Annotated in this window: 19 protein-coding genes; 4 read left to right on the top strand and 15 right to left on the bottom strand. The window is 70.6% G+C overall.

Annotation, left to right across the window (positions count from 1 at the left end):
- Nucleotide 1: 1 nt before the first annotated feature.
- Nucleotides 2–286 carry a hypothetical protein gene (locus HYQ63_RS43120; protein WP_179939471.1) on the top strand — a complete coding sequence of 95 codons (285 nt, stop codon included), beginning with the start codon at nucleotides 2–4 and terminating at the stop codon, nucleotides 284–286.
- Here HYQ63_RS43120 and HYQ63_RS43125 read toward each other — a convergent pair.
- Complete coding sequence (locus HYQ63_RS43125; RefSeq protein WP_257232537.1) at nucleotides 274–936, bottom strand: hypothetical protein; 663 nt, start codon at nucleotides 934–936, stop codon at nucleotides 274–276. The genes HYQ63_RS43120 and HYQ63_RS43125 overlap by 13 nt on opposite strands.
- Entirely contained in the window at nucleotides 933–5,507 is a 4,575-nt protein-coding gene (locus HYQ63_RS43130; protein ID WP_179939472.1) for a hypothetical protein, read from the bottom strand. Before HYQ63_RS43130 ends, HYQ63_RS43125 begins: the two co-directional genes overlap by 4 nt.
- 158 nt (nucleotides 5,508–5,665) lie before the next feature.
- On the opposite strand from HYQ63_RS43130, the gene HYQ63_RS43135 reads away from it, so the two are divergent.
- Nucleotides 5,666–5,866, top strand: a complete 201-nt coding sequence (locus HYQ63_RS43135) for a DUF4236 domain-containing protein (protein ID WP_179939473.1) — start codon at nucleotides 5,666–5,668, stop codon at nucleotides 5,864–5,866.
- Here the strand turns inward: HYQ63_RS43135 and HYQ63_RS43140 are convergent.
- The 5 genes from HYQ63_RS43140 to HYQ63_RS43160 all read right to left on the bottom strand — a co-directional run bounded on the left by HYQ63_RS43140 (nucleotide 5,855) and on the right by HYQ63_RS43160 (nucleotide 9,615).
- The gene (locus HYQ63_RS43140; protein ID WP_179939474.1) at nucleotides 5,855–6,421 is read right to left on the bottom strand and encodes a nitroreductase; all 567 of its coding nucleotides are present in this window, start codon (nucleotides 6,419–6,421) and stop codon (nucleotides 5,855–5,857) included. The two genes, HYQ63_RS43135 and HYQ63_RS43140, sit on opposite strands and share 12 nt — an antisense overlap.
- 101 nt (nucleotides 6,422–6,522) lie before the next feature.
- Nucleotides 6,523–6,924 (bottom strand): hypothetical protein, encoded by a 402-nt coding sequence (locus HYQ63_RS43145; protein ID WP_179939475.1) that lies wholly within the window; start codon nucleotides 6,922–6,924, stop codon nucleotides 6,523–6,525.
- Complete coding sequence (locus tag HYQ63_RS43150; RefSeq protein ID WP_179939476.1) at nucleotides 6,921–7,877, bottom strand: fatty acid desaturase; 957 nt, start codon at nucleotides 7,875–7,877, stop codon at nucleotides 6,921–6,923. The genes HYQ63_RS43145 and HYQ63_RS43150 overlap by 4 nt, the downstream gene beginning before the upstream one ends.
- 11 nt (nucleotides 7,878–7,888) lie before the next feature.
- Complete coding sequence (locus HYQ63_RS43155; protein ID WP_257232538.1) at nucleotides 7,889–8,842, bottom strand: iron-containing redox enzyme family protein; 954 nt, start codon at nucleotides 8,840–8,842, stop codon at nucleotides 7,889–7,891.
- Between the two features lie 53 nt (nucleotides 8,843–8,895).
- Entirely contained in the window at nucleotides 8,896–9,615 is a 720-nt protein-coding gene (locus HYQ63_RS43160) for a 2OG-Fe dioxygenase family protein (RefSeq protein ID WP_257232539.1), read from the bottom strand.
- Nucleotides 9,616–9,873: 258 nt separating this feature from the next.
- On the opposite strand from HYQ63_RS43160, the gene HYQ63_RS43165 reads away from it, so the two are divergent.
- Nucleotides 9,874–10,488: a pyridoxamine 5'-phosphate oxidase family protein gene (locus HYQ63_RS43165; protein WP_179939478.1), complete on the top strand. Its 615-nt coding sequence runs from the start codon at nucleotides 9,874–9,876 to the stop codon at nucleotides 10,486–10,488.
- On the opposite strand, the gene HYQ63_RS43170 is transcribed toward HYQ63_RS43165, so the two are convergent.
- The 3 genes from HYQ63_RS43170 to HYQ63_RS43180 all read right to left on the bottom strand — a co-directional run bounded on the left by HYQ63_RS43170 (nucleotide 10,476) and on the right by HYQ63_RS43180 (nucleotide 13,548).
- Nucleotides 10,476–11,399 carry a LysR family transcriptional regulator gene (locus HYQ63_RS43170; RefSeq protein ID WP_179939479.1) on the bottom strand — a complete coding sequence of 308 codons (924 nt, stop codon included), beginning with the start codon at nucleotides 11,397–11,399 and terminating at the stop codon, nucleotides 10,476–10,478. The genes HYQ63_RS43165 and HYQ63_RS43170 overlap by 13 nt on opposite strands.
- 67 nt (nucleotides 11,400–11,466) lie before the next feature.
- Nucleotides 11,467–12,177, bottom strand: coding sequence for a cyclase family protein (locus HYQ63_RS43175; protein WP_179939480.1), 711 nt, complete (start codon nucleotides 12,175–12,177; stop codon nucleotides 11,467–11,469).
- Between the two features lie 90 nt (nucleotides 12,178–12,267).
- Nucleotides 12,268–13,548, bottom strand: coding sequence for an MFS transporter (locus HYQ63_RS43180; protein ID WP_179939481.1), 1,281 nt, complete (start codon nucleotides 13,546–13,548; stop codon nucleotides 12,268–12,270).
- 79 nt (nucleotides 13,549–13,627) lie between these two features.
- Here HYQ63_RS43180 and HYQ63_RS43185 point away from each other — a divergent pair, with 79 nt between their 5' ends.
- The gene (locus HYQ63_RS43185) at nucleotides 13,628–14,521 is read left to right on the top strand and encodes a LysR family transcriptional regulator (protein WP_179939482.1); all 894 of its coding nucleotides are present in this window, start codon (nucleotides 13,628–13,630) and stop codon (nucleotides 14,519–14,521) included.
- 17 nt (nucleotides 14,522–14,538) lie between these two features.
- On the opposite strand, the gene HYQ63_RS43190 is transcribed toward HYQ63_RS43185, so the two are convergent.
- The 5 genes from HYQ63_RS43190 to folE are packed head-to-tail and all read right to left on the bottom strand — an operon-like array spanning nucleotide 14,539 to nucleotide 21,491.
- Entirely contained in the window at nucleotides 14,539–15,561 is a 1,023-nt protein-coding gene (locus HYQ63_RS43190) for a tetratricopeptide repeat protein (protein ID WP_179939483.1), read from the bottom strand.
- A complete protein-coding gene (locus tag HYQ63_RS43195; RefSeq protein ID WP_179939484.1) occupies nucleotides 15,558–17,420 on the bottom strand; it encodes a condensation domain-containing protein in 1,863 nt (620 codons plus the stop codon). The genes HYQ63_RS43190 and HYQ63_RS43195 overlap by 4 nt, the downstream gene beginning before the upstream one ends.
- Nucleotides 17,421–17,424: 4 nt before the next feature.
- A complete protein-coding gene (locus tag HYQ63_RS43200; protein WP_179939485.1) occupies nucleotides 17,425–19,188 on the bottom strand; it encodes an ABC transporter ATP-binding protein in 1,764 nt (587 codons plus the stop codon).
- Nucleotides 19,185–20,867, bottom strand: coding sequence for an ABC transporter ATP-binding protein (locus tag HYQ63_RS43205; RefSeq protein ID WP_179939486.1), 1,683 nt, complete (start codon nucleotides 20,865–20,867; stop codon nucleotides 19,185–19,187). The genes HYQ63_RS43200 and HYQ63_RS43205 overlap by 4 nt, the downstream gene beginning before the upstream one ends.
- Before the next feature lie 12 nt (nucleotides 20,868–20,879).
- The gene (gene folE, locus HYQ63_RS43210) at nucleotides 20,880–21,491 is read right to left on the bottom strand and encodes a GTP cyclohydrolase I FolE (protein WP_179941145.1); all 612 of its coding nucleotides are present in this window, start codon (nucleotides 21,489–21,491) and stop codon (nucleotides 20,880–20,882) included.
- Nucleotides 21,492–21,514: the final 23 nt, after the last annotated feature.

The following is a 21,514-nucleotide window of genomic DNA, read 5'->3' on the forward strand; positions in this document are numbered from 1 at the left end:
GATGCTGCCCACCGAACCCCCGCTCTCCCTCCACCGCCTGGTGGCCCCGGTCCCACCGGCACGGCCGCAGGAAACGGCCACGGCCACCCGCCAGACCCCGGCCGCGGCTCCTGCTCCCGCCGCCCCGCAGTCGCCGACCCCGCTCGAACGGCTCCTGGTGGCGGGCCAGAACCAGGTGGGCAACGCGGCCGTGGCGGGCGCGGCGGCCCAGACGAGCCCCGTCCCGGCCCCGCCCGTCGTGGTGGCGATGGTGGCGCCGCCGGCGAAGGCCGGTCAGCCCTCCTGACGCCCGGCCGCCTTCCGCCGCAGCTCCTCGACCAGTTCGAGGGAGGCGTGCGCCTGCTCGACCTCCGCGCGGTCCACGGAACCCGCGCCCCGGTTCCACGGCCGGTGCAGTTCCTCCTCGAGCCGTCGGGCGTCGTCGGCGTGCACCTCGTACAACACGTCGAGCAGGGAATCCCCGCAGCGCACCGCCTCGGCGTCGCGCACCTCGCTGTAGGGGTAGGCCGCCGAGCGGAGACAGAAGACCGTGGGACGGCCTTCCCGCAGTTCCTCGGTCCGGTAGCACACGATGTGGTCGTCCCCGGCGGACGTGGCCGCGGGAATCTGCACCAGCGGCAGCAAACCGGGGTCCAGGGCCAGGACCAGCCGTTCGGTGTCGTCCAGCGGGCCGGGGACGTCGGCGGGGCCGCCCTGTTCGGGCGGGACGGCCAGCTGCCAGGGCTGATTGGTGAAGTAGGCCAGCAGGTCCAGGGAGGACAGCCCGGCGCCGACGATGACGAAGACCTCCTCGGGGAAGTCGGCGCCGTAAGCCTCGCGCAGCACCTCGCGCGGCCCCAGCCCGCTGTCGTACAGCGCCCGCGCCAGGCGCGCCATCGAGGCGTAGTCGTCGCGCGACGCCTCGTCCCGCAGCCGGCGAGAGGTCTCCGGGTTCACTGCGCCTCTCCTCCGCTCTCCGGTGCGTCCCTCATGGCCTCGTCGAGGGCCGTGCCGACACTCTCCCAGTAGGTGTGCAGCTCGGGCGCGGTCATCGCCTTGATGATGTCCGAGGTCAGATCGCGGGCCCGCTGCACGGCCCGTTTGCGCCCCTCGTCGCCGCCCGCGCCGCGGACGAGCCGCTCGACGGTCTCCGCCAGCCGCTGAAGCTCCGCCTGGATGCTCGGGCTCTGGGCGGTCAGCCTGGGGTTGTCGGCCATGAGCATCGCGACGTTCTCCACATGGACGAAGACGGTGTCCCGCAGGGTGAACCGCAGCCTCTTGGACATCCCGGGGTTCGCGTGGAAGTACTCCCGGGAGAGGGTGTGCGCGCTGGTGTAGGACTGCGACTGGATGATGAGCGCGTACATCCGGTGCGCGACGCGGATGGCCTCCTCCGCCCCGCCCTTGGCCCGCATCCTGCCCCGGGCGGCCAGATGGACGTCCGACGGCTCCACGGTCAGTCCGCGGTCCCGGTCTCCCGGCTCCGGGCTCGTGGTGGTGGATGCCTCGGGGACGTAGGCGACCGGCAGCTCCTCGCCGAAGACCTCCCGGTACCGGATCCGCAGGGTGCGCCCCTCCGCACTGCCGACTCCGTACAGCCCGCCCTGGACGCGGCGCAGCGCGCCCAGCCGGCTGTTCTGGAACAGGCCGTCCGGCCGGTGCCGGTCCCACGCCTTGATCAGCATGTTCGGCTCGGTCGGGTAGAGCATCTGCGGGAACCGCTTGCCGATGACGACCCGGATCGCCCGGTCCAGCTCGTTGGCGAGCAGCGTGAGCTGCTTGGGGCGCTGGTCGCCCTCCGGGCTCCAGTTGAAGCCCTTGAAGCGGTAGCCGCCGATGGTGATCTGCGGATGGCTCTCCATCGCGTCCAGGATCCGCTTGTACGCGGCGAGGACCCCCGTCGTCTCGGACACCGCGACCCCGGTGTCGGCGTCCTGGCCCAGGATGTGGACCTGGTCGTTGGCGTGCGACAGGATGGCCGTCGCCTCGCGGGTGTACGAGGAGTTCGTCACCTCCTCGCGGAAGAGGCCGTAGGGGAGCGCGTCCTTGTCGCGCAGGCCCTTCTCCTGCTTCTCGGCGACCCGCTTCTCGTCGTTCGTCAGTTCCCGGTACTTCTTGCGGACCTCCGCCATGGGGACTTCCCGGCCGTCGTTGTGGAGCCACTTGGGCGTCCAGATGAAGCCGAACACGGCCATGATGAGCTTGAGCGGCCGCTTGACGGCGTCGATGGCCTCGTTGAGGACCTTGCTGTCGTTCTTCTGGTCGAGGTGCTCGAAGGTGTTGACGCCGATCACGACGGCGGTGCTCACCGGCCCGAAGTGCTTGGTCTCGGGGCTCTTCCAGGCGTCGTGGAGGTAGCGGGCGGCCATGCCCGGGTTCTTCTTCACCTCGCCCGGGACGGCCGCCATGTTGACGACGAAGCCGGTCCTCGGGTCGCTCCCCGCCATGGGAATGTTCTTGATCGGGTTGAGCTGGTCGACCACCTTCCCATGCTTCCTGATCTTGAAATTGCCCTCGGCCGGGCCGATCTTGTACGGGAACTTGTCCCCCAGGTCCTCGACCGGAGTCTCTGCCTCCGGGTTGATGGCCACCTTGATGCGGTACTTGTCCCCGGTCACCTTCGTGAGCCGGATCCGCGTGAGGCGGTGCCGCCGCTTGATGGCCGGGAGCCCGCGCCGTACGGACTTGACCGTCGCCGACTCCTCGTTGAGCAGCCGCGTCGCGTCCCGCACGGCGGCGTCGAGGGCGCGCCTCTTGTCCGCCTCGGTCCGCTTGTCCCGCCGCTTCTTGTCCGGCCGCCTCTTCTTCGGGTCGCGCCTGCGCTTCGGCCTGCGCCGGTCGTCCTTGCGGGGCCTGCGCCGCTGGTGCGGACGCTTCCGCTTCGGCCTGCCCGGCCGTTTCCGGTCCGGCCGCCGCTTCGGCTTCGGTTTGGGCTTCTTCTTGTCGAACTTCGACCTGATCTTGGCCCAGAGCTTCTTCACCAGGCCCACGATCTTGTCGATCACCCAATCCACCGCCCGGCCGACCGGCTTGGACATCGCCTGGACGATCTGCTTCACACGGGACGCGATGCCGCCCACGCCCAGGATCGCGGCCAACACGCCCAGCAGGACCGGGATGGACCGGGCCAGGGCGCGTTCGATCAGGCCCGGTACGCCGCCGCTGCCGCCCCTGGCGATGGCGATGACCGCGTCGAGCACGGCGTTCACGAACTCGAAGATCTGGCGCGCCTGGGTGACGATGAAGCGCACGAAGTCGATGATCAGCTTCACCGCCCGGACGAACGCGGACGCGGGGTTGAGCAGCGAGAGCACCCACATGATCCCGGCCTGGATGATCGTGGGCGTCACATACGCGATGACCTTGTCGAGCAGCTCCTTCTTCAGGTCGCCCACGCGCGTCTTGAGGTCGTCCCACATCCCCGCGACGCCCCGCTTGCGGACCTCCGCGACCAGCGGCACCGAGGTCTCGGCCGCCGTCACCGCCGGTTCCATCGTCGGCACCTTGCGGACGATCCGGGCGCGGATCGACTGCCAGGTCAGTCCGAGCACCGAGGCGAGCATCTTCAGGACACCCTGGGCGTCGAACTTCGACGGCACCTCGATGCCCGCCTCGGCCGTCTTGCCCAACAGCCAGGACAGGATGCCCTGTTGCAGATGCCGGCCGATGTTCTGGAGGAACTGCCGCAGCCCGGCGCCGACGGCCGAGACCAGATTGCGCAGGAAGCCGATCGGATCCTTGAGGATCAGCATGACCGCCTGCGCGGCCTTGGCCAGGACCGACAGCAGCAGCCGCTTCAGCTCCAGGATGGTGTTGATCACGGCCTTGACCGCGTTCACGGCCTTGGCCACGAGGCCCTTGTTCTTCTCCTTCTCCGCGGCGATCTCGTCGTCGACGGACTTGAGCGCGTCGGTGTACTTGGTGGCGAGCGTGTCGACGAGCTGGGTGCCCTTGTCGTCCACGGACTGGGTGAGTTCGTCGAACTTGTCGGTGAACTCCGCGGCCGCCTCCCGGCCGATGGACCGCAGGTCGGCCGGGAGCTTGCGCACCGCGTCCTGCATCTCGGTACGGCCGTCGGCGATGCGCCGCTTCGCCCGGTTCAGCTCCGCGCCGATGGTGTCCGCGACATCGGAGATCACCTGCCGCATCCGGCGCACATAGTTGGCGCGGGCCTCGTCGAAGATCTTGTCGGCCTCGGCGGGCAGCCCCGCGAACAGGTCCCGCACCCAGCGCAGCTTGCCCGTCGCACCCGAGTACCGACGGCCCTTGTACTCCTCCATCTTCCGCTTGTGCTCGGCGGTGAAGTCGTCCCGGGCCGCCTTCTCACCCCTGCCGAACTGGTCGTCGACCAGTTTGTCGAGGCCGTCGAGAATGTCCTCGACTTCCTTCTTCATCGTGTCGAAGACGCCTTGCAGGATCGTCGTGACCTGGGCCCGCTTGTCCTCGTCCCGGCCCTTGGCACCGGACTTGCCCGCGCCGACCTGCTGCCCGGTGCGCACCCGCTGGGCGCCCATCGCGCCCATGGCCGCGGCGCCGAGCCGCTTCGCCCGCGCGGTGGACGCGTGCAGCTCGCCCGCCTCGTGCTTGCGCAACCGTCCCGGGGCCGCCTCGGAATGCCGTTCGGCGGCCTTCTTCTCGCCCAGCGCCTTGCCGAACGCGGGTTCGTTGGACTTCTTCAGCTGTGCCTCGGTGACCTGCGCGTCCGCCATCCGCTGGTCGACCTGCGCGGGCCCCGCGGACATGTCGGTGGCCGACGGCGGCAGCCTGTCCGGTACGGCGTTCGCCGGATTCGGCGTCCCCGGAGTTCCCGGCGGCCGGTCGGCGGCCAGCGGGACGACCTTCTTGGGCACCGCCGCCGAGGTGTCCGGCGGCGCCGCGGTCGTCGTGGAGATCTGCTCGGCCGAGTCCGACTTGCCCTGACCGACCTGGCCCTGCACCTCCGCCCGCACCTCTTCGGCCTTGCCGGAGTCGGCGAACTTGTCCGCCTCGTCCAGGTTCTTCGGCGCCTTCTCGGCGATCGCCTTCTCGACCGCCCTGATGAACGCTTCCTTGTCGAACTCCTTCGGCTCGGCCTCGTTCATCTTCTCGGCGTTGGCCGTCTTGCCCTGCGCCTCTTCGTCGTCCTTGGGCGGCAGCGCCGCGTCCTGTGCCGCCGCCGCCTCGGATCTCGGAGGCGGGTGCGAGGCCGCCACCGAGCGCTTCTTGTGCCGTACGTCCTTCTTCAGCGCCGCGAACTTCGGATCCGCGTCCGGGCCGGGCCGCGCCGTCACCTCCGGCGCGCCCCCGGAGGCCGCGGCCGCCGCGACCGCGCCATTGCCGACCGTGTCCTGCCCGGCGTCCGGCGGCCGGTCCGGCGGAGGCGGAAGCGGCGCCGGTCCGCGCCCGGCGGCCAGCGCCGCCGATACCGCCGCGTTGGACGCGGGCAACGGGGGCCGCGCGGGGCCGCGTACGTCCGGCCGTTCTTTCGCCGGGGCGGGAACCGTCGTCGACGCCCTGGGCCGCAGCGCGAGGGCCTTCGGAGGTGGCATCGGACGAAACCCCTCTCACGGCACATTTCTCCCGGTGAAGGGTGCCAGCACGGGCGTGACGGGCCCGTCACCGCCCTGTTGGTGAAGCGTCTCCGGGAGGCCGGGCCGCGTACGAACGTGCGTGCGGGGAACCCGAAGAGCTGAGGAAAGGAGTCATCGTGCCCGTCACCTTCCGCAAGAGCTTCCGCATCCTTCCCGGCGTCCGGCTCAACATCAACCGCAAGTCGGTCTCCGTCACGGTCGGCAAGGGCGACGCCAAGCGCACCTACTCCTCGACCGGCCGCCGGACGACCTCGATGGACCTCCCCGGGCCCTTCGGCTACCGCAAGACCACCACCAGGACCGGCTCACGCCGCTGACGACTCGATCGAGGCGCCCAGCCGGGTGATGGTGTCCCGTACGTCGCGCACCGGCTTCGGCGCCGTCGAGCGGTGCGGGTGCGGGGTTCCGATGTAGAGCCAGCCCAGCAGCTGTTCCCCGGGCCGGATGCACAGGGCGTCGTGCACCACGGGGGACTCCAGCCCCTGCCCGGTGCGCCAGATGCTTCCCCAGCCGTGATCGTGGAGCAGCAGCTCCAGGCAGTGCACCAGCGCCGCGGTGGCGGCCAGCTGTTCCCACTGCGGAATCCTGGTGCCTTGCCGGGGGACGAAGACGATCGAGGCGAGCAGGGGCGCCCGCAAGGGCTTGAGCGCCGCACGGGCCTGTACGTCATCGGGGCCTGCCGCGGCGAGGGCCCGCCCCAGCCGGTGGCGCTGCCCGCCCCTGAGGAGCACCCACCGCCAGGGGCGCAGCCGTCCGTGGTCCGGCGCGGCGGAGGCGGTTCGGAGGAGCCGGGTGAACTGTTCGTCGTCGGGTGCGGGATCCGTCAACTGCTGCTGGCTTCGGCGGGTGAGGACTGCTTCGGTCAGTTCCATGTCGTCACTGCTTCCTGGTCAGCGGCCGCTTGGACGCATACGGAGGCAGGCTGCCCGCGCCGGATGGTGTGCGGGGGCGGGCAGCCTGCCTCCGGAGCGCTTCAGCCGGGTTCGGAGCGTGCCGGATCGCGTGCCGGATCGGGGAGGGCATGGGCGAAGGAGGTACGGCTTCGCCGGATCTCATCGGCGATGATCTCGCCCACGTGGCGGCTGTGCGGCTGGGCGCGGACCTCCGTCTCCCAGCTGGACCACCAGGTGCCCCCGGCGGGCTTGTCCTCCCGGAACGTGGCACAGAAGCTCAGCCGTGTGCCGTCTCCCGCGAGGGTGGGCCGCAGCTGGATGCGGAGGTCGGCCTCGGGGGCCTCGATGCGGATGACGTCGTCGACGCAGGAGACGCGGAGCGCGTCGGGGACGACATCGTTGATCAGGAGGCGTGCGTGATGGATGGCGGGGCCCTGCACGCTCATCGTGGCGTGCCGGATCCGGGCCACGGCAACGGTCATCGCCAGCTCCCCGGGGTGTGGGGCTCGGGTGCGCTCCTCAGGTTGTGCCGGGCGGCCGCGGCCGTCTTCCTGAAGAAGTCGAGATAGCTGCGCTCGATGTGGGTGGCGTGCCGCCGCGCCTCGGCATGCCGCTCCGGCAGCCGGTTGATCGGCACGGTCATCGCCGCGTGGTGCTCGATGTGCAGATTGTTGCCGTTGGTGAACCAGGTGGTCAGCCAACTGCCTTGGATGGAGCGGGTGTTGTGCAGCACATCGGTGGTCTCCGTGTCGCACAGCAGATGTTCGGGCAGCTCGACCAGGAAGTGCATCGGAACGGCGAACAGCAGCGGCACCGCCCACAGCCGCAGCAGGAGGTCTCCGTACCCGGCGACGGCCGTCGCGGCGGCACCGGCGAGGATCACCCCCAGCAGCCGGTACTCGGCGATGATGTCCCGCCGGCGGCGTTCGGCTATCTGCCCCAGGTCATACGTCCAGCGGCCGGTGTAGCTCTGGCCGATGTCCTTGAGGACGGCGAGGAGGCGCGGGTAGTCCAGGAGCCCGCGCAGCAGCAGGCCCCAGGTGAGTGGTTTGCGGGTGTCGAAGCCGAAGAACTCGGAGTCCTGCGGGGTGCCGAGATAGCGGTGGTGCTGGAGATGGCGGACCCGGTAGTGGCTGTAGGACACCAGCAGCGGGATGCCCAGCGGAACGCCGACCAGGCGGTGGGGCCTGGCGGCGCGGAACGCCGAGTGATGCAGGCACTGGTGCTGGAGTTCCACCATGTGCGTGTACAGGGCGCCGAGCAGTAGCGTTCCGGCGAGCGCGACGGGCAGGGAAGGGGCGAGGGCGAGGTATCCGGCGAACCCCACCAGACCGAGGGCCACGAGGAGCTTGGCGATGAAGACGGCTTCGTCCCGCCGGGCGACCCGTGCCTTCTGGAAGAGAAGTCGGGGCTGTGCTGGAGAAGGAGCGGACATCTTCGGTCCCTTCAGTCACGGAGGGCGCGCATGGCCTGCCAGATGTGCCGGTAGTAGCCGTTGGCCACGCGGACCCGGGTGGCCACGCCGATGGAGATCGCCCGCAGCAGAGCGGGGGAGCGGTCGACGAGCGGCACGAAGACGCCGTCGAACCATTCGGCGCCGTGGTCGGCGTCCACATGGACATGGACCCGCTGGTAGTCGATGACGTCGGACGGCACTCCCAGGCGGTCGCAGCCGTCGACCATGGCCTGGAAGCGGGGAGAGGCGCTCTGCTCCAGGACACCCATCGCGCCCAGGGCACGGGGGTTGAGATGGCGGTGGATGCCGTACATCAGCAGCAGGCAGGCGTTCTCATAGGCCTCGGGGCAGTACAGCTGGCCGCGGTCGACACCGGCTTTGTCCAGGCAGTCGCGCATGTAGACGGCCGAGTGCTCGAACATGCGGGTGTGGACGCCGTTGATGTCACCCTCACCCATCTCGTCCCAGTAGTTCTCCGCGATGGTGAGCTTGGTGTGCCCCTCGGTGCCGATCTGGACCATGGCCATGAGGTCGTCGAACTTGCTGTCGACGAGTTCCTCGCCCATGAAGAAGAGGGCCATCTCTTCCAGGTTCGCCTCGTGGGCCAGGTAGTCGCAGAACTCCGGCTGCGTGTGGGCATCCGCGACCGCGAGGAACCACTCGCGGAAGGCGGCTCCGTCGGCGGGCAGGTCCGCGGTGTCGACCTGGGCGTCCTCCCACGCGAGCCAGGCGTCCTCGATGGCCGTGATCTGCGGGTCGGTGTTGAGCCGGGGGATGGACGCGAACGCCTCCGGCCCGGCCATGTAGGCCACGTAGTGCTCGTGCAGCCGCCCCAGCAGGGACAGCCGGGCCTGCGGATCGGGGGTGCCGTGATCGGGGAAGGCCGAGCCGAGCTGGTCGGCGAACGTTGCGGTGGGCGCGTCACGGAAAGTGGTGAGCGTCATGTGCGGTGTTCCTTCCTTGAGTTGGGCACAGTGAGCCGGGCGCGTCGCACGGCTCAGCGGGGCTGCGTACCGCGGGTGATGACGTCGATGAACACGTCCCGGTAGCCGGGGCGGTCCGGGTGCGCGGGGGTGATGGGGGTGGCGTCGTGCAGCGTTTCCCCGTCGTCGGCGAGCAGCGTGTCGCCGGGGGCGGTGAGCGTTACGGAGTGGATGTGGCGGCGCGTCACCGCGTCGTACAGGCCGCTGCGCCCGCCCTCGATGCCGCACCGGCGGATCAGGAGGGTGACGACGTAGTCCACGCCGTCACGGTGCACGCCTTCGGGGGTCGGGTTGCCGGTCTGTTCGCTGCTGGTGGTGATCCGGTTCTGGAAGCACTGGTGGTGCCACACGTCGACGCCGTGCACCTCGGTGAGGACCGCGGTGAGACCGGCCAGCAGCCCGCGGAACAGGGACCCGGAGGTGATCGCGGTCTCGATCGGCTCATAGGTCCGCAGCACACCCCCGTTGAGATGGTTGATGTCCGGGCTCTGGAGATAGGGCCGGGGCTGTAGTTCGTCGATGAGGCCGTCCGCGTACACGTTGAACACGGAGTGCCGGCGCCTGCGGTAGGTCTCGCCGTGCGCCATGAACGCGTCCACCGGCAGTCGCGACCAGCTGTCGGTGAACGCGTCCCACTCGGCCGGAGTGCTGTCCTCCTCGTACAGGAGCGTGAATACGCTGCCGCTGGCGAAGCGATTCTCCACGATTTCCTTCGCCCATATCGTTTGGGACATGTCCATCCTTTCCGGCTGTGGTGGCGTGTCGGTGTTCCGGGATTCCGGGATTTCCGCACACCGTTCCTGTCATGTGCCGGTGACCATGTCCGACAGCGTTCCCCAGCTCCCGGCGCGGAGCCACCACGATGAAGAACGACGGCATAATCCTGACCGTCAAGAATGGGCAATGTTCGCGATATGTGTACGGTCATTGCATGTCGTGCCGACCGGCTTCAACGATGGACCGACCGTGATGTCGCCTGAAAGAGGACGATCATGTCTGCACCCGGTCACGACTTCTATGGCCAGGGCCCGCGCCGGGTCCAGGAACTCCTGGGGACCCGGAGGCTGGCGGATCACATCGCACAGCGCTACGTGGCCGACCGCCTGGACGACACGGCGGCCGGGATCATCGAGGCGGCGGACTGCTTCTACCTCGCCACCGCGAACGCCGCAGGGGCTCCCGACTGCTCCTACAAGGGAGGACTCCCCGGCTTCCTGAAGATCCTCGCCCCCGATCAGCTGATGTTTCCCAGCTACGACGGAAACGGAATGTTCCGCAGCCTGGGAAACATCCTGGAGAATCCCCGCGTGGGGATCCTCATCATCGACTACGAGAAGCCGATAAAGCTGCGCATCAACGGCGAGGCGCAGGTTTCACAAAACCCCGAACAGCTCCAGATCTTCCCGGAGGCGGACGCGGTCGTACTCATACGGACGACGGAGGTGTTCGAGAACTGCCCGCGCTATCTGCACGAGATGGGGCAGCGCCGCCATTCCGACTACGTCCCGCGTCCCGGCCATGTTCCACCGGACCCCGAGTGGAAGCTGAAGAGCGAATACGAGGGGCTGGTCCGGCTGCGGAATCAGCGCCCGGATCAGGTGCCGTAGGCGACGCCCGCGGTGCGCGTATAGGCCTGCTGGAGGCGTTGCTGCAAAACGGTGAACCACCCGGTCGCCGCGGCGGCGGCCTCGGCGACCAGAACCACGGTGCGCGCGGGCGCGGGGATCTCTCCGGCCTGAAGACAGCGGGCGAGGTCGCTGCGGGTGGCGAGCGCCGAGGACGGCACGAAGGCCAGGGCGTTCAGGGCGATCGCCATCTCCTGGGCGAGCACCCAGTCGTCGGTGCGGCCCACCGGACGCGCGGTGATCTTGTGCCGTGCGAAGTGGGTGGCGATGAGACGGTCACAGTCCGAACCGGCCCGGGGCAGCACCCAGCGCATCGCCGACAGCGGCTGACCGGCACCGGGCCGGGTCACCGCGGAGATGAGATCCGGCGGCCCGACGAACAAGAACGGGTCGTGCCGCAAGGGCACGACCCGTAGTAGATCTCGTGGCTCTTCGCCTGTCTCCTGGAGCGATACCGCCGCCTCCAGGACGCCTTCTCCCACCAGCCTCCGCCCCTCGTACGGGGCGGTTTCGAATAAGTGCATGTCGAAGGGCAGATCTCCGGAGCAGCTGATCGCCGGCAGGACGCACCGCACCAGCGCCGACGGGAACGCGCCGACCTTGACGCAGCGCCTCCGAGCCACCGCCATCGCTCCGTCCGCGGAACGGTGGGAGACCGAGGACTCCCACAGGTCCGCGATCTGGGAGGCGATCTGGGCGATCCGGGAGCCGTCCTCGGTGAGCTTGATCCCTCTCCCGTCCGGCTCCACCAGGGGAAACCCGCACTCCGAGCCGAGCGCCTTGATCTGCTGGGAGACCGCTGACGGCGACAGATGAAGCGCTTTGGCCGCCGCATGGATGCCACCGTGTGACCGTACGGAGTGCAGAGTGCGGAATTGCTGCAAGCTGACCATGTTCGCCTTCCGTTGACTGTCCGAAGCAGGCGCGGGAGTGCGGTGATGCCTGTCCTGATGTCCGCTGTTACATCCACCGATTCCAGGTCGCGAAGGCACGGACCGGGAAGGTACCCATTCCCGAGACCTTCACCGGCACGGCGGTGAAGCGCACACCGGACGACGGCAGCTGGGCGAGGTGCGTCAAGTGCTCGACCAGGGGGATGCCCGCGCCCAGCAGGAGGGAGTGGGCGGGGCGTTCGCCGGTGTGGGTGCCGTCGATGTTCAGGGAGTCGATGCCCACGACGGCCGGAGCCGCCTGGGTCAGGAGCGCGGCGGCCTCGGCCGACAGATGCGGGTGATGCCCGTTGCCGTAGCGATCCGTTCCCCAGTGCCGCGACCAGCCGGTGCGCAGGAGCACGGCCCGGCCCGCGAGGTCACGGCCCGCCAGACACTCGGGACCGATTTCCTCCTCGTCCGTGTCGATCACGCAGGCCGGCACGTTGGCGACCTGGCGCAGGTCCAGACGGGTCAGGTCGTAGCCGTCCGCGTAACGGTGGAAGGGCACGTCGAGGTAGGTTCCGGACTGCCCGACCAGGCACAGCCGTGCGCTGTGGAACTCCGTGCCGGGCGCGTACATCTCCCGTGACTGCTCGCGGGAGATGTAGTCCTCCAGCACCGGCTGCTGCATCCCCGGATAGGCCGTCGCTCCCGAGGTGATCTCGTGACTGAGGTCGACGAAGGCACTTCCGCTCCCGCCGCTGCGGGTCTTTCCGGTGGAGTGTGACGTGATGGCCATCGAACTGCCTTCCTGTTCGCTGGAATGTGTAGCGTCGGTGCCGGGAACGCCCGCGGCAAGTCGGCTTGAAACGTTTTGGCCAACTGCTGTTCAGCAGGTCTCGCCCGCCGGAGCCGGGGTAACCCGGTGGGCGCTCTCATGGCCGCGCTCGTGCCGGGCGAGCGGACCGACCAGCCCGATCAGGACGGCCGCCGCCGCGAAGGCGCCGTCCACGCCCACCACTTGGGAGGCCACGCCCACGACCACGGCGCCCACCCCGGTGCCCGCGTCGTAGGCCATGTTCCACGCCGTGCTGGCCATGCCGTGCCCCTGCGGGCCCGCCCGGCGGAACATCATCACCAGGGTGTCGTTCTGGAGCGCGCCGAAGCCCAGCCCGTACAGCCCTGCCGCCACCGAGGCCAGCACGGCGGCGGCGGGCAGTCCGGCGGCCGCCCCGGCAACCCCCGCCGTGCCCAGCGCGCAGGCCAGCACGCCGGGCACCAGCAGACGCCCCGAACCGGCGCGGTCGCTGAACGACCCGGCCGCCCAGCGGCCCACGATCACCGCCGCGGACAGCACGAACAGCGCGGTCGGCGCGGCCGCGTCCCCCTCCAGGGCGAGCGGAAGGAAGGAGGTCATCCCTCCCAGAGCACACGCGGAGACGATGAGCATCGTCCACGGCCCGGCCATCGGCCGCAGACCCCCCTCGGGACGGCTCGTATCACTCTCCCCGGGGCGCTCCCGCCCCGACGACGCCTCCGCGTCCCCCTCCTCGCTCTCCTCCGCCCGCCGGCCCGACATCAGCCCGGCCAGGGGAGCCGCCAGCACGCTCGCGGCCCCGGTGACGACGAAGACCGCGGTGAAACCGAACTGCTGGGCACACCACACCCCCGCCGGCAGACACACCACCTGCGGCAGACCCACCGCGATGCCGTACCGGCCCACCGCCCGGCCGCGCTGGCCGGGCGGCACCAGCTCGGCCACCAGGGCGCTGCCCGCCACCGCGACCATGCCGAAGCCCACGCCCCGCACCGCCGACACGGCAAGCACCCACTCCAGGCCGGAGGAGACCGGATACGCGAACGTGGGCAGGCCCAACAGCAGGGCCCCGGCGGCCAGGATCCGGCGCAGCCCGTACCGGCGCAGCAACCGGCTCATCACCAGCTGAATCCCCACCGTGGTGGCCATGGTCACTCCGGTGGCCGCACCCACCCCGCCGTGCCCGGAGCCACCCTCGGCCGACCACAGGGACACCACCGACAGCAGCGGCGCGTAATTGGAGAAGGTCCCCAGCGTGGCGACGATGAGCAGGAGGAAATCCCGCCCCTCCAGTCCGGTGGGGGAGCGCCGGTCCGCCGGGTCGGTCCGGCGCGGAAAGGTGAAGAGGGCCATGACTCAAGTTGTAGGCCGCCGGACCCATCGGGTCCAACGACCATCTTCGATCCAAACCATCACGGATTACGATGAGTGGATGGAGCTGAAGCACCTCACGACGTTCCTCGCCGTCGCCCGCCACATGAGCTTCACCCGCGCAGCCCAGGACCTGGACTACGTCCAGTCGAGCGTCACCGCCCACATCAAATCCCTCGAGCAGGACCTCGGCGCCGCCCTCTTCGAGCGCCTGGGACGGCGCATCACCCTCACCCACGCCGGGCGCGAGCTGCTACCCCACGCCCGGCAACTCGCCCACCAGGCGGAACAAGCCCGCCAAGCCGTCCAAGGAGCCAGTGGCGACCCCCGCACCATCCGCGGGACCCTGCGCATCGCCGCCCCCGAAAGCCTGTGCGCCCACCTCCTGCCACCGGTCCTCCGCGCCCTGATGGACCACTTCCCCCACCTGCGCGTGGTCTTCGGCCCCGCCGGCAGAAACACCCTGCTGACCTCCCTGAACGAGGGGACCCTCGACGCCGGGTTTCTCCTCGAAGAAAAGATCACCGCCCCCATGGCCACCACCGAACTCCTCGCCCAGCAACCCCTGCGGCTGATCGCCCACCCCGGCCATCCGCTCCTCCACCGCCGCCACGTCGACACCGCCGACCTCGCCGACGAAACCCTGCTCCTCATCGAGCCCGGCTGCGCCCAGCGCGACGTCATGGAACGCGAGTTGGGCCGCGCGGCCATCCACCCCACCACCATGGAATTCGTCAGTGTGGAAGCACTCAAGCGCTGCGCCGCGGCAGGACTGGGCATCGCCCTGCTCCCCGCGGCCGCCGTCACCGACGAACTCGCCCGCGGCGAGGTGGCGCCCCTGCCCTGGACCAGCAAACCCGTCCTGGGCATCCACTACCTGCGCCACAAGGACCGACTGCCCAGCACCGTCCTCACCACCCTGGCCGACCTCGCCCGCCACCACTGGACCGGGTGACCGGTGGCCGGTCGGTTTCACCTCGTATGGCGGCTCAGGAGACCTTGCGAGGCCAGCGTCCGGTAGTCGCTGTCGCCCAGCACCCGCCGCTGGTCCGTCACGAGCGCCCCGAGAATCGAGACGGCCTTGCCGGTGTCGCCGCGGGCTCCGTACCAGCGGGCCAGTTGGTGACGTACGGAAAACCCCAGTTCATGGGCGGCGCCCAAGGCGTCTTCCACATCCGGCAGTAGCCGGTGCAGTGACTCGATCGCATCATCGAGGTCTCCCGCGACCCCGCTCCAGAGCCCGAGCTGAAGCCGGGTGGACAAGGTGTGGTAATCCCTCGTGCCGAGCGTGCTCTCGCACTCCTCCAGAAGGAGGCGGTAATGCGTGAGGGCTCCCGCGACATCGCCGTTGAAGCCTCGCCAGTACGCCACGTTGTTGCGGGTCGCCAGGGCGTAGAAGTCGTCCGCGCCCAACGCGGGGACCACATCGGCCAGCAGCTGTTCGAACAGCTCCAGGGCGCCGGTGGCATCGCCGGACTCACCGCACCAGTACGCGAGGTTGTTGCGCACCATCAGCGTGTCCCGGCTCCCCGTGCCCAAGCTGCTCTCGCAGTCCGGCAGAAGCCTGCGGTATTCCTCCAGCGCCCTCTTGATGCCGCCGTTGAGCCCTCGCCGGTAGGCCACATGGTTGCGGACCGCCAGAGCGTGGAAACCGTCCCGGCCCGTCGCGGAGACGACATCGGCCAGCAGCTGTTCGAACAGCTCCAGTGCCCCGGAGGCGTCGCCGGATTCGCCACGCCAATAGGCGATGTCGCTCCGTAGCTCGAATGCCCCGGAGCCATCGAGAAGGTCGGGGTGCCGCGTGTCGAGCAACTCCTCCAGACGGCTGACGGCTTGGTCGGCAGCTCCCGCCACCCCCAGCCAGTACGCCCCGGCCTGCCCGGGGTCCCGGGGCCCGCATGCCATGCCCACCCCGTTGAAGGTGTACGGCCGGGTCTCCGGGAGCACCGCATGCCCGTTGTTCCTGCGCAGAAAGTCGGTGGTGGAGACGATCATTTCGCCGCCCTGGTCATCTTGGTCAGCTTGAGCGCCAGGCGGCGCAGCGGCGCCGTACCGACGAAGTCGGCGTGCCGGAGACCGGAGTATCCGCGTTCCTGTATGCCGGCCATGAGCAGCGGAATCCGCAGGAATTCACCGCCGTTCTCCGCATACGTTCGGGACACCTCGGCCTCGGCATCCGGATGGACGGCCTCGAAAGCCTCCCTGAGTGCCCTCTCCTCCGCGCTTTCCACGCTTTTCGCGGGCGGGGGAGCCGTGGCGGCTCCGGCGCGATGGACGATGTACCGGTGCGGCTGGACGATCGAAGGAAGATCGGTGGCCATGTCCCGCAGATATTCCGCCACGTCCCGCTCGGTCAGCTCCGGACCCTTCGCCACCACCCGGGCGACGAGTTCGGTCCGCTCCTCGCCTGCGGTGGTGAACACCTCGGCGCTCGCGACACCGGGGTGTCCGGACAGCAGGGTCTCCATCGCTTCGAGGTGGATCCAGGCATGGTCCAGGGAAAGCCATCCCTGGCCCTTCCAGGGGGCGTCGATGTCCACATCGGCGACCAGGTCGCCCACGCGGGCCTCCGGGTCCTCGGCGATCCGCTCCAGCAGCTCCAGAAAGGTCCTCACCCAGGGCACTCCGGCGCGCTCCGGCAGCACCTCCGTGGGCGCCTTGACCGCGATCTCCAGCCCTCGGCCGGACAGGGACGCGTCCACGAGCATCCCGGCGGCACGCCAGTCCATCGTCGTCTGCGTGATGTGTTCCGGGGCGGCCGAGCTGTCCGCGAACAGCGGCTCCTGGTTCGCGTAGTGGTATTCGAAGATGATGCCGGGTTCGACCTTGGCGCCGTGCCTCAGTGCCGCCCGGGACTCGCGCATGACCAGGTCCCCCACGTGATACCTGGCGTTCATGTACATCTCCAGCAAGGAGAGATGGCAGGTGCTCAGCGCCTTCCGGACCGTCAGCTCGCGGGGCAGGTCGAAGACGATCCGGCCGCCCCCGGCGAGGCGGCACACGCTCTCCTGGGTCGCCTCGTTCCACCGGTTGGCGAACACCGAGTGCATCGCGCACACCTCGTGCCCGGTCCAGCCGGAGACGAGCAGGGCGAGCACGCTGTGCACGATGCTGGGCTCGGTCACCTGGCAGGTCCGCGCGATACGGGCGCACAGCTCGGCGGCGCGCGGCGAGACCACCGTGGTCTCATGGGCGATGGAACCCTCGGGCGCGGGCCAGGAGAAGGGGATCGAGGTGTGCGGGCCGCGCCGCAACTGCTGCTGCCAGTAGGTGAGCGCCCGCCGGTTGGCCTGCCGCTGCTCTTCGGTGTTCTCCACCGCCGCGTGGTCCAGCGGCTGGAGTTCCCGTCCTCCCGCGGCGTTCACCGGGCCCGGGCCCCGCAGGCGCTGCTCCACTTCGTTCCGTACCCGCTCCATCGCCACGCCGTCGACGGCGATCTGCCGGAACACCAGGAGCAGGTCCGTCACCCGTTCCCCGGCGACACCGGCCACGGCGTAGCAGGAGGCACGCTCGAACACCCCGCTCGTGGGGACGGAATGGCGGTCCGGGTCCAGCTGCGACACGGAGCCCCCGGGGCCGTCCGGGTCCACCGTGATCAGCTGTGGTTCGCACTCCGCGTGCACGAACTGGCAGGGGGCTCCGGAGGCGTCGTGGCCGTAGGTGGTGCGCAGCGCCTCGTATCTCTCCAGTACGGACCGCAGCGCGCGCCGCACACCGGCGACCGTCACTCCCGCGGGAACGTCGACGCGCTTGGGGTAGGCGTCCAAGGGCCCGTCGCCCCGCACCGGGTCGCTGTCCAGCAGCCAGTACCAGTGCTGGGCCCAGCCCAGCGGGCCGGAACGGATCACGTCCATGTGCTCACTCCTGTCGTCGTCGGACTCGGCCACCGCTCCACGTCTCCCACAGCGCCGCGTAGGTGCCCCGGGACGCGACGAGTTCGGTATGGCTGCCCAGTTCGGTGACACGTCCCTTCTCGACCACCGCGATGCGGTCGGCCGCCTGGGCCGCCTGCAACCGGTGGGTGATGGTGATGAGCGTGCGTCCGGCCAGTGCCGTGGCGAGTGCCGCCTCCGCCGCCCCGGCGGAACGGGTGTCGAGCCCGACGGTCGCCTCGTCGAGGATCACCACGTCCGGGTCCGCGAGGAGCACCCTGGCCAGCGCCAATTGCTGGGTCTGGGCGAGCGCGAGGGGGTGGTGGCCCTCGCCGAGCACGGTGTCGAGCCCGTCGGGCAGGTCCTCGAACCAGGTGGCGCCCACCCGGCGGAGCACATCCAGCAGCGCCTCGTCATCGGCGTCGTCCCGGGCGAGCGCGAGGTTGTCGCGCAGGCTGGCGGCGAACACATGGTGCTCCTGGGTGACCAGGACGACCGTACGGCGCAGGTCTTCCGGCGCGACGTCCGCGCTCGGCACGCCCCCGATCGACACCGTTCCGCCGCGGGGCCGCTCGATGCCCGCGATGAGCCAGGCCACCGTGGACTTCCCGGCGCCGGACGGGCCGACGACGGCGAGCCGTTCACCGGGCCGGACGCGCAGGTCGAGCCCGTGAAGGATGTCGGGCGCCGCCCCGTACCCGAACGTGACGCGGCGGAGGGCCACATCGCTGCCTGCCGTCCGTGCCGTGCGCGCCTCCGGCTCGACCGCGCCGACGCCCTCCACTCGCGCCAGGGCGGCGGCGGCCTCCTGGAACTCGGTGAGCGCGTACATGATCCGGTCCAGCGGCCCGGACAGCCGGTAGGCGAGCATCGCGCAGGCGACGACCGCACCCGCGCTCGCCCCGCCGCCGAGCGCCGCCAGTCCTCCCGCGCAGAGAATCGCGGACACCGGAAGGGTGTAGGCAAGGTCGAGCGTCGGCAGGAACCAGCTCTCCAACCCGATGATGCGCCGCTGCCGCACATACCGCTCCTCCGCCAGGCGGTGACCGACGGCCGCGCGGCGCTCCTCCAGCCGGTGAGCGGCGACCGTGCGCGCCCCGGTCGCCGAGGCGGTGAGGGCCTCGGTGAGATCGCTCAGCGCCGCGCGTTCCGCGAGGAAGGCGGGGCGCGCCCGGCGGACGTACGCACGCGCCGCCAGGAGCAGCGGTGGCAGGACGACGGCCAGCAGCAGCGCGAGCAGCGGGTCGACGAAGAACGCCGCGGCGACGACGACCAGTACCTCGATCACGGCCGCGACCACTTCGGGCCCGGTGGAGCGGAGCAGACCGGCGACGGTGTCGACGTCCCCGGTGGTCCGCGTGGACAGATCACCGGTCCCCGCACGCTCGACGGTCCGCATCGGCAGGCGCAGGACCCGTTCGAGGGCCTGCTCCCTGATCCGGGCGGAGGAGCGGTCGCCGAAGCGGTGCCCGAGCCGCCGACCCAGCCGGACCAGCGTCATCTGCGCGGCGACACAGCCGAACAGCGCCAGGCACACGGCGTCCACCCGGGCGGTGTCCCAGCCGTCCCCGATGCCGTCGACGACCCTGCCGAGCATCACCGGCAGCGCGGCGCCCGCCGCCGCGGCGGCCAGATGGAGTACGCACACCAGGGCCACCGTGCGCTTCTCGCGCACGAGCAGCTCGAGGACGGCGCGGCGGACCTCCCGCGGTGTGGCGACCGGCAGACGCGACGACTCCACGGCGCTCACCGCGCCCCCTTCCTCGCCCGGGTGACGACGAGCCCGTCCCGCCCGCCCGCGGCGGACCGCTCCGCGCCCGTCAGCGGCACTACGTGATCGGCCGCCGCCGACCACAGCGGGGACGAGCTGACCACGACGGTCGTACGGCCCCGCCGCGCCGCCGCGACGCGCTCCGCGATGCGCGCCTCGGTGGTGGCATCAACCGCCGAAGTGGGCTCCACGGCCAGCAGGACCGGGGGACGGGCGGCCAGCGCCCGGGCCAGCGTGAGCCGTTGACGCTGGCCGCCGGAGAGGTTCCGGCCCCGGTCGGTGACCGCACCGTCGAGGGTGCCGCCGAGCTGGACCAGGACGTCCGAGGCGCAGGAGGTGTCCAGTGCCGTCAGCGCGGTCGCGTCATCGGAAGCGTTGAGGACGTCGCGGAGCGTCCCGGCGAACAGATAGTCGTCGTCGGCGAGCAGCATCACCTGCCCGCTCATCTCCCGCGGCCCGAGCGCGGTGAGCGGCCGCCCGCCCCAGGTGACACCGGAGTCCGGGCCGTCATGCCCGGCCAGCCGCCACAGCGCGGCGGCCGCCGCCGCGGTCCGGTCGGCCACGACGACGGTGAGCTTCCCGGCGGGGACCACCAGCCCCGTACGGGCGTCGCACAGATCGCCGCCGCGAACCGGTTCACCGCCGCCCCGCGGTACGCCGCGTCCCGGGGCGAACGCCGCCACGAGCCGCCCGGCGCCGACGTGCGCGGCGACCACGGCGTGCGCGTTGCCCAGCAGGGAACCGGAGTACATGATCAGCCCCGTGGCATAGCCGAAGGCCCCGCTGAGTTCCCCGACGCTGATGGTGCCGGACAGCGCCAGCCGGGCGCCGAGCCAGGTGACCGCGGCGAGATAGGCCAGCGGCACCGCCTGTTGCAGGGCCTGCACCCATGAGCTGGGGTCGGTCACCCGGTACGCGGAGTCCCGCAGCCGCCGCGACTGCGCGCGGTACCGCCGCAGGAACCGCTGCTCGCCACCGATCCCGCGCAGCACCCGCAGCCCGGCCGTCACATCGGCGGCCTGGCCCGCGAGATCGGCCAGTTCGTCGCGGTAGTCCCGCTGCCGCCGCTGAAGCCGCCCCAGCAGCGGCCCTGCGATCAGTGTCGTGGCGACCACGCCCAGGCCCAGGGTGATCCCCAGCCAGGGGTGGATCCGCCACACCAGCACCGTGCCGAGCACGAACGCGATCACGTTCATCGCCCCGTGCCCGACGGCCGAGTGCATCGACGCGGTCGCCTGGTTGTCCCCGGTCACCAGGTTGACCATGTCGCCTGCCGCCGCGCGCCGCCCGTCCCGCCCCGCCTGCTCGCCCAGCCGGTCCGTCAGCCAGTCGGCCGTACGCCGCTGGGCCTCGGCCTCGGCCAGCGCCATCTGCCGGTAGCCGATGACGTAGCAGACCGGATTGACCAGGGAGACCACGAACATGCCGAGCGACCAGGAGAGCAGGGCGCCGCGGTCCCGGGCGACCAGTCCTTCGTCGACAATCCGGGCCAGGAACCAGGGCAGCACCATATGGACCACCGCGGCCGCCCCCAGGGCGACGACGGCCACCGCCAGCCGCCCGGCCCCGGGCCGCAGGACCCTGGCGACGAAACCCCATGGCGAGGTGGCGGCCGACAACTCCGCCCGGGCCGCCGCGACATCGCGCTGAACGGGCATCACCGCCTCCCGTCAGACCGCGGTGCGCCGCAGCAGTTCCATGGCCTCGTTACGGGTGCGGGGATCACTTTGGAGCGTGCCCCGTACCGCCGAAGTGACCGTCCGCGCGCCCGTCTTGCGTATCCCGCGCATCGTCATGCAGGTGTGCTCGCACTCGACCACGACCAGCACTCCGGCGGCGTCCAGCGTCGTGTGCAGACAGTCGGCGATCTGCGAGGTCAGCCGCTCCTGCACCTGCGGGCGGCGGGCGTAGACCTCCACCAGCCTGGCGAGCTTCGACAGCCCCGCCACACAGCCGCTCTCTCCCGGCACATAGCCGATGTGCGCCCGCCCGAGGAACGGCAGCAGATGGTGCTCACAGAAGGACTGCACCTCGATGTCACACACCATGATCAGCTCTTGGTGGCCCTCCTCGAAGGTGGTGCCGAGCACATCGGCGGGATCCACCCGCAGCCCCGCGAACAGCTCCGCGTAGGCGTGGGCCACCCGCCTCGGGGTCTCCTTCAGACCACGGCGGTCGGGATCCTCCCCCACCGCGACGAGGATGTCGCGGACGGCCTCCTCGATCCGGGCCAGATCCACCGTGCCCCGGGTCCGCACCTCCGGGTCCCGGCTGCTCACCAGCCGTGCGGCCGTTGCGTCCAGCT

This window comes from Streptomyces sp. Rer75 (assembly GCF_013414305.1).
Taxonomy (GTDB): domain Bacteria; phylum Actinomycetota; class Actinomycetes; order Streptomycetales; family Streptomycetaceae; genus Streptomyces; species Streptomyces himastatinicus.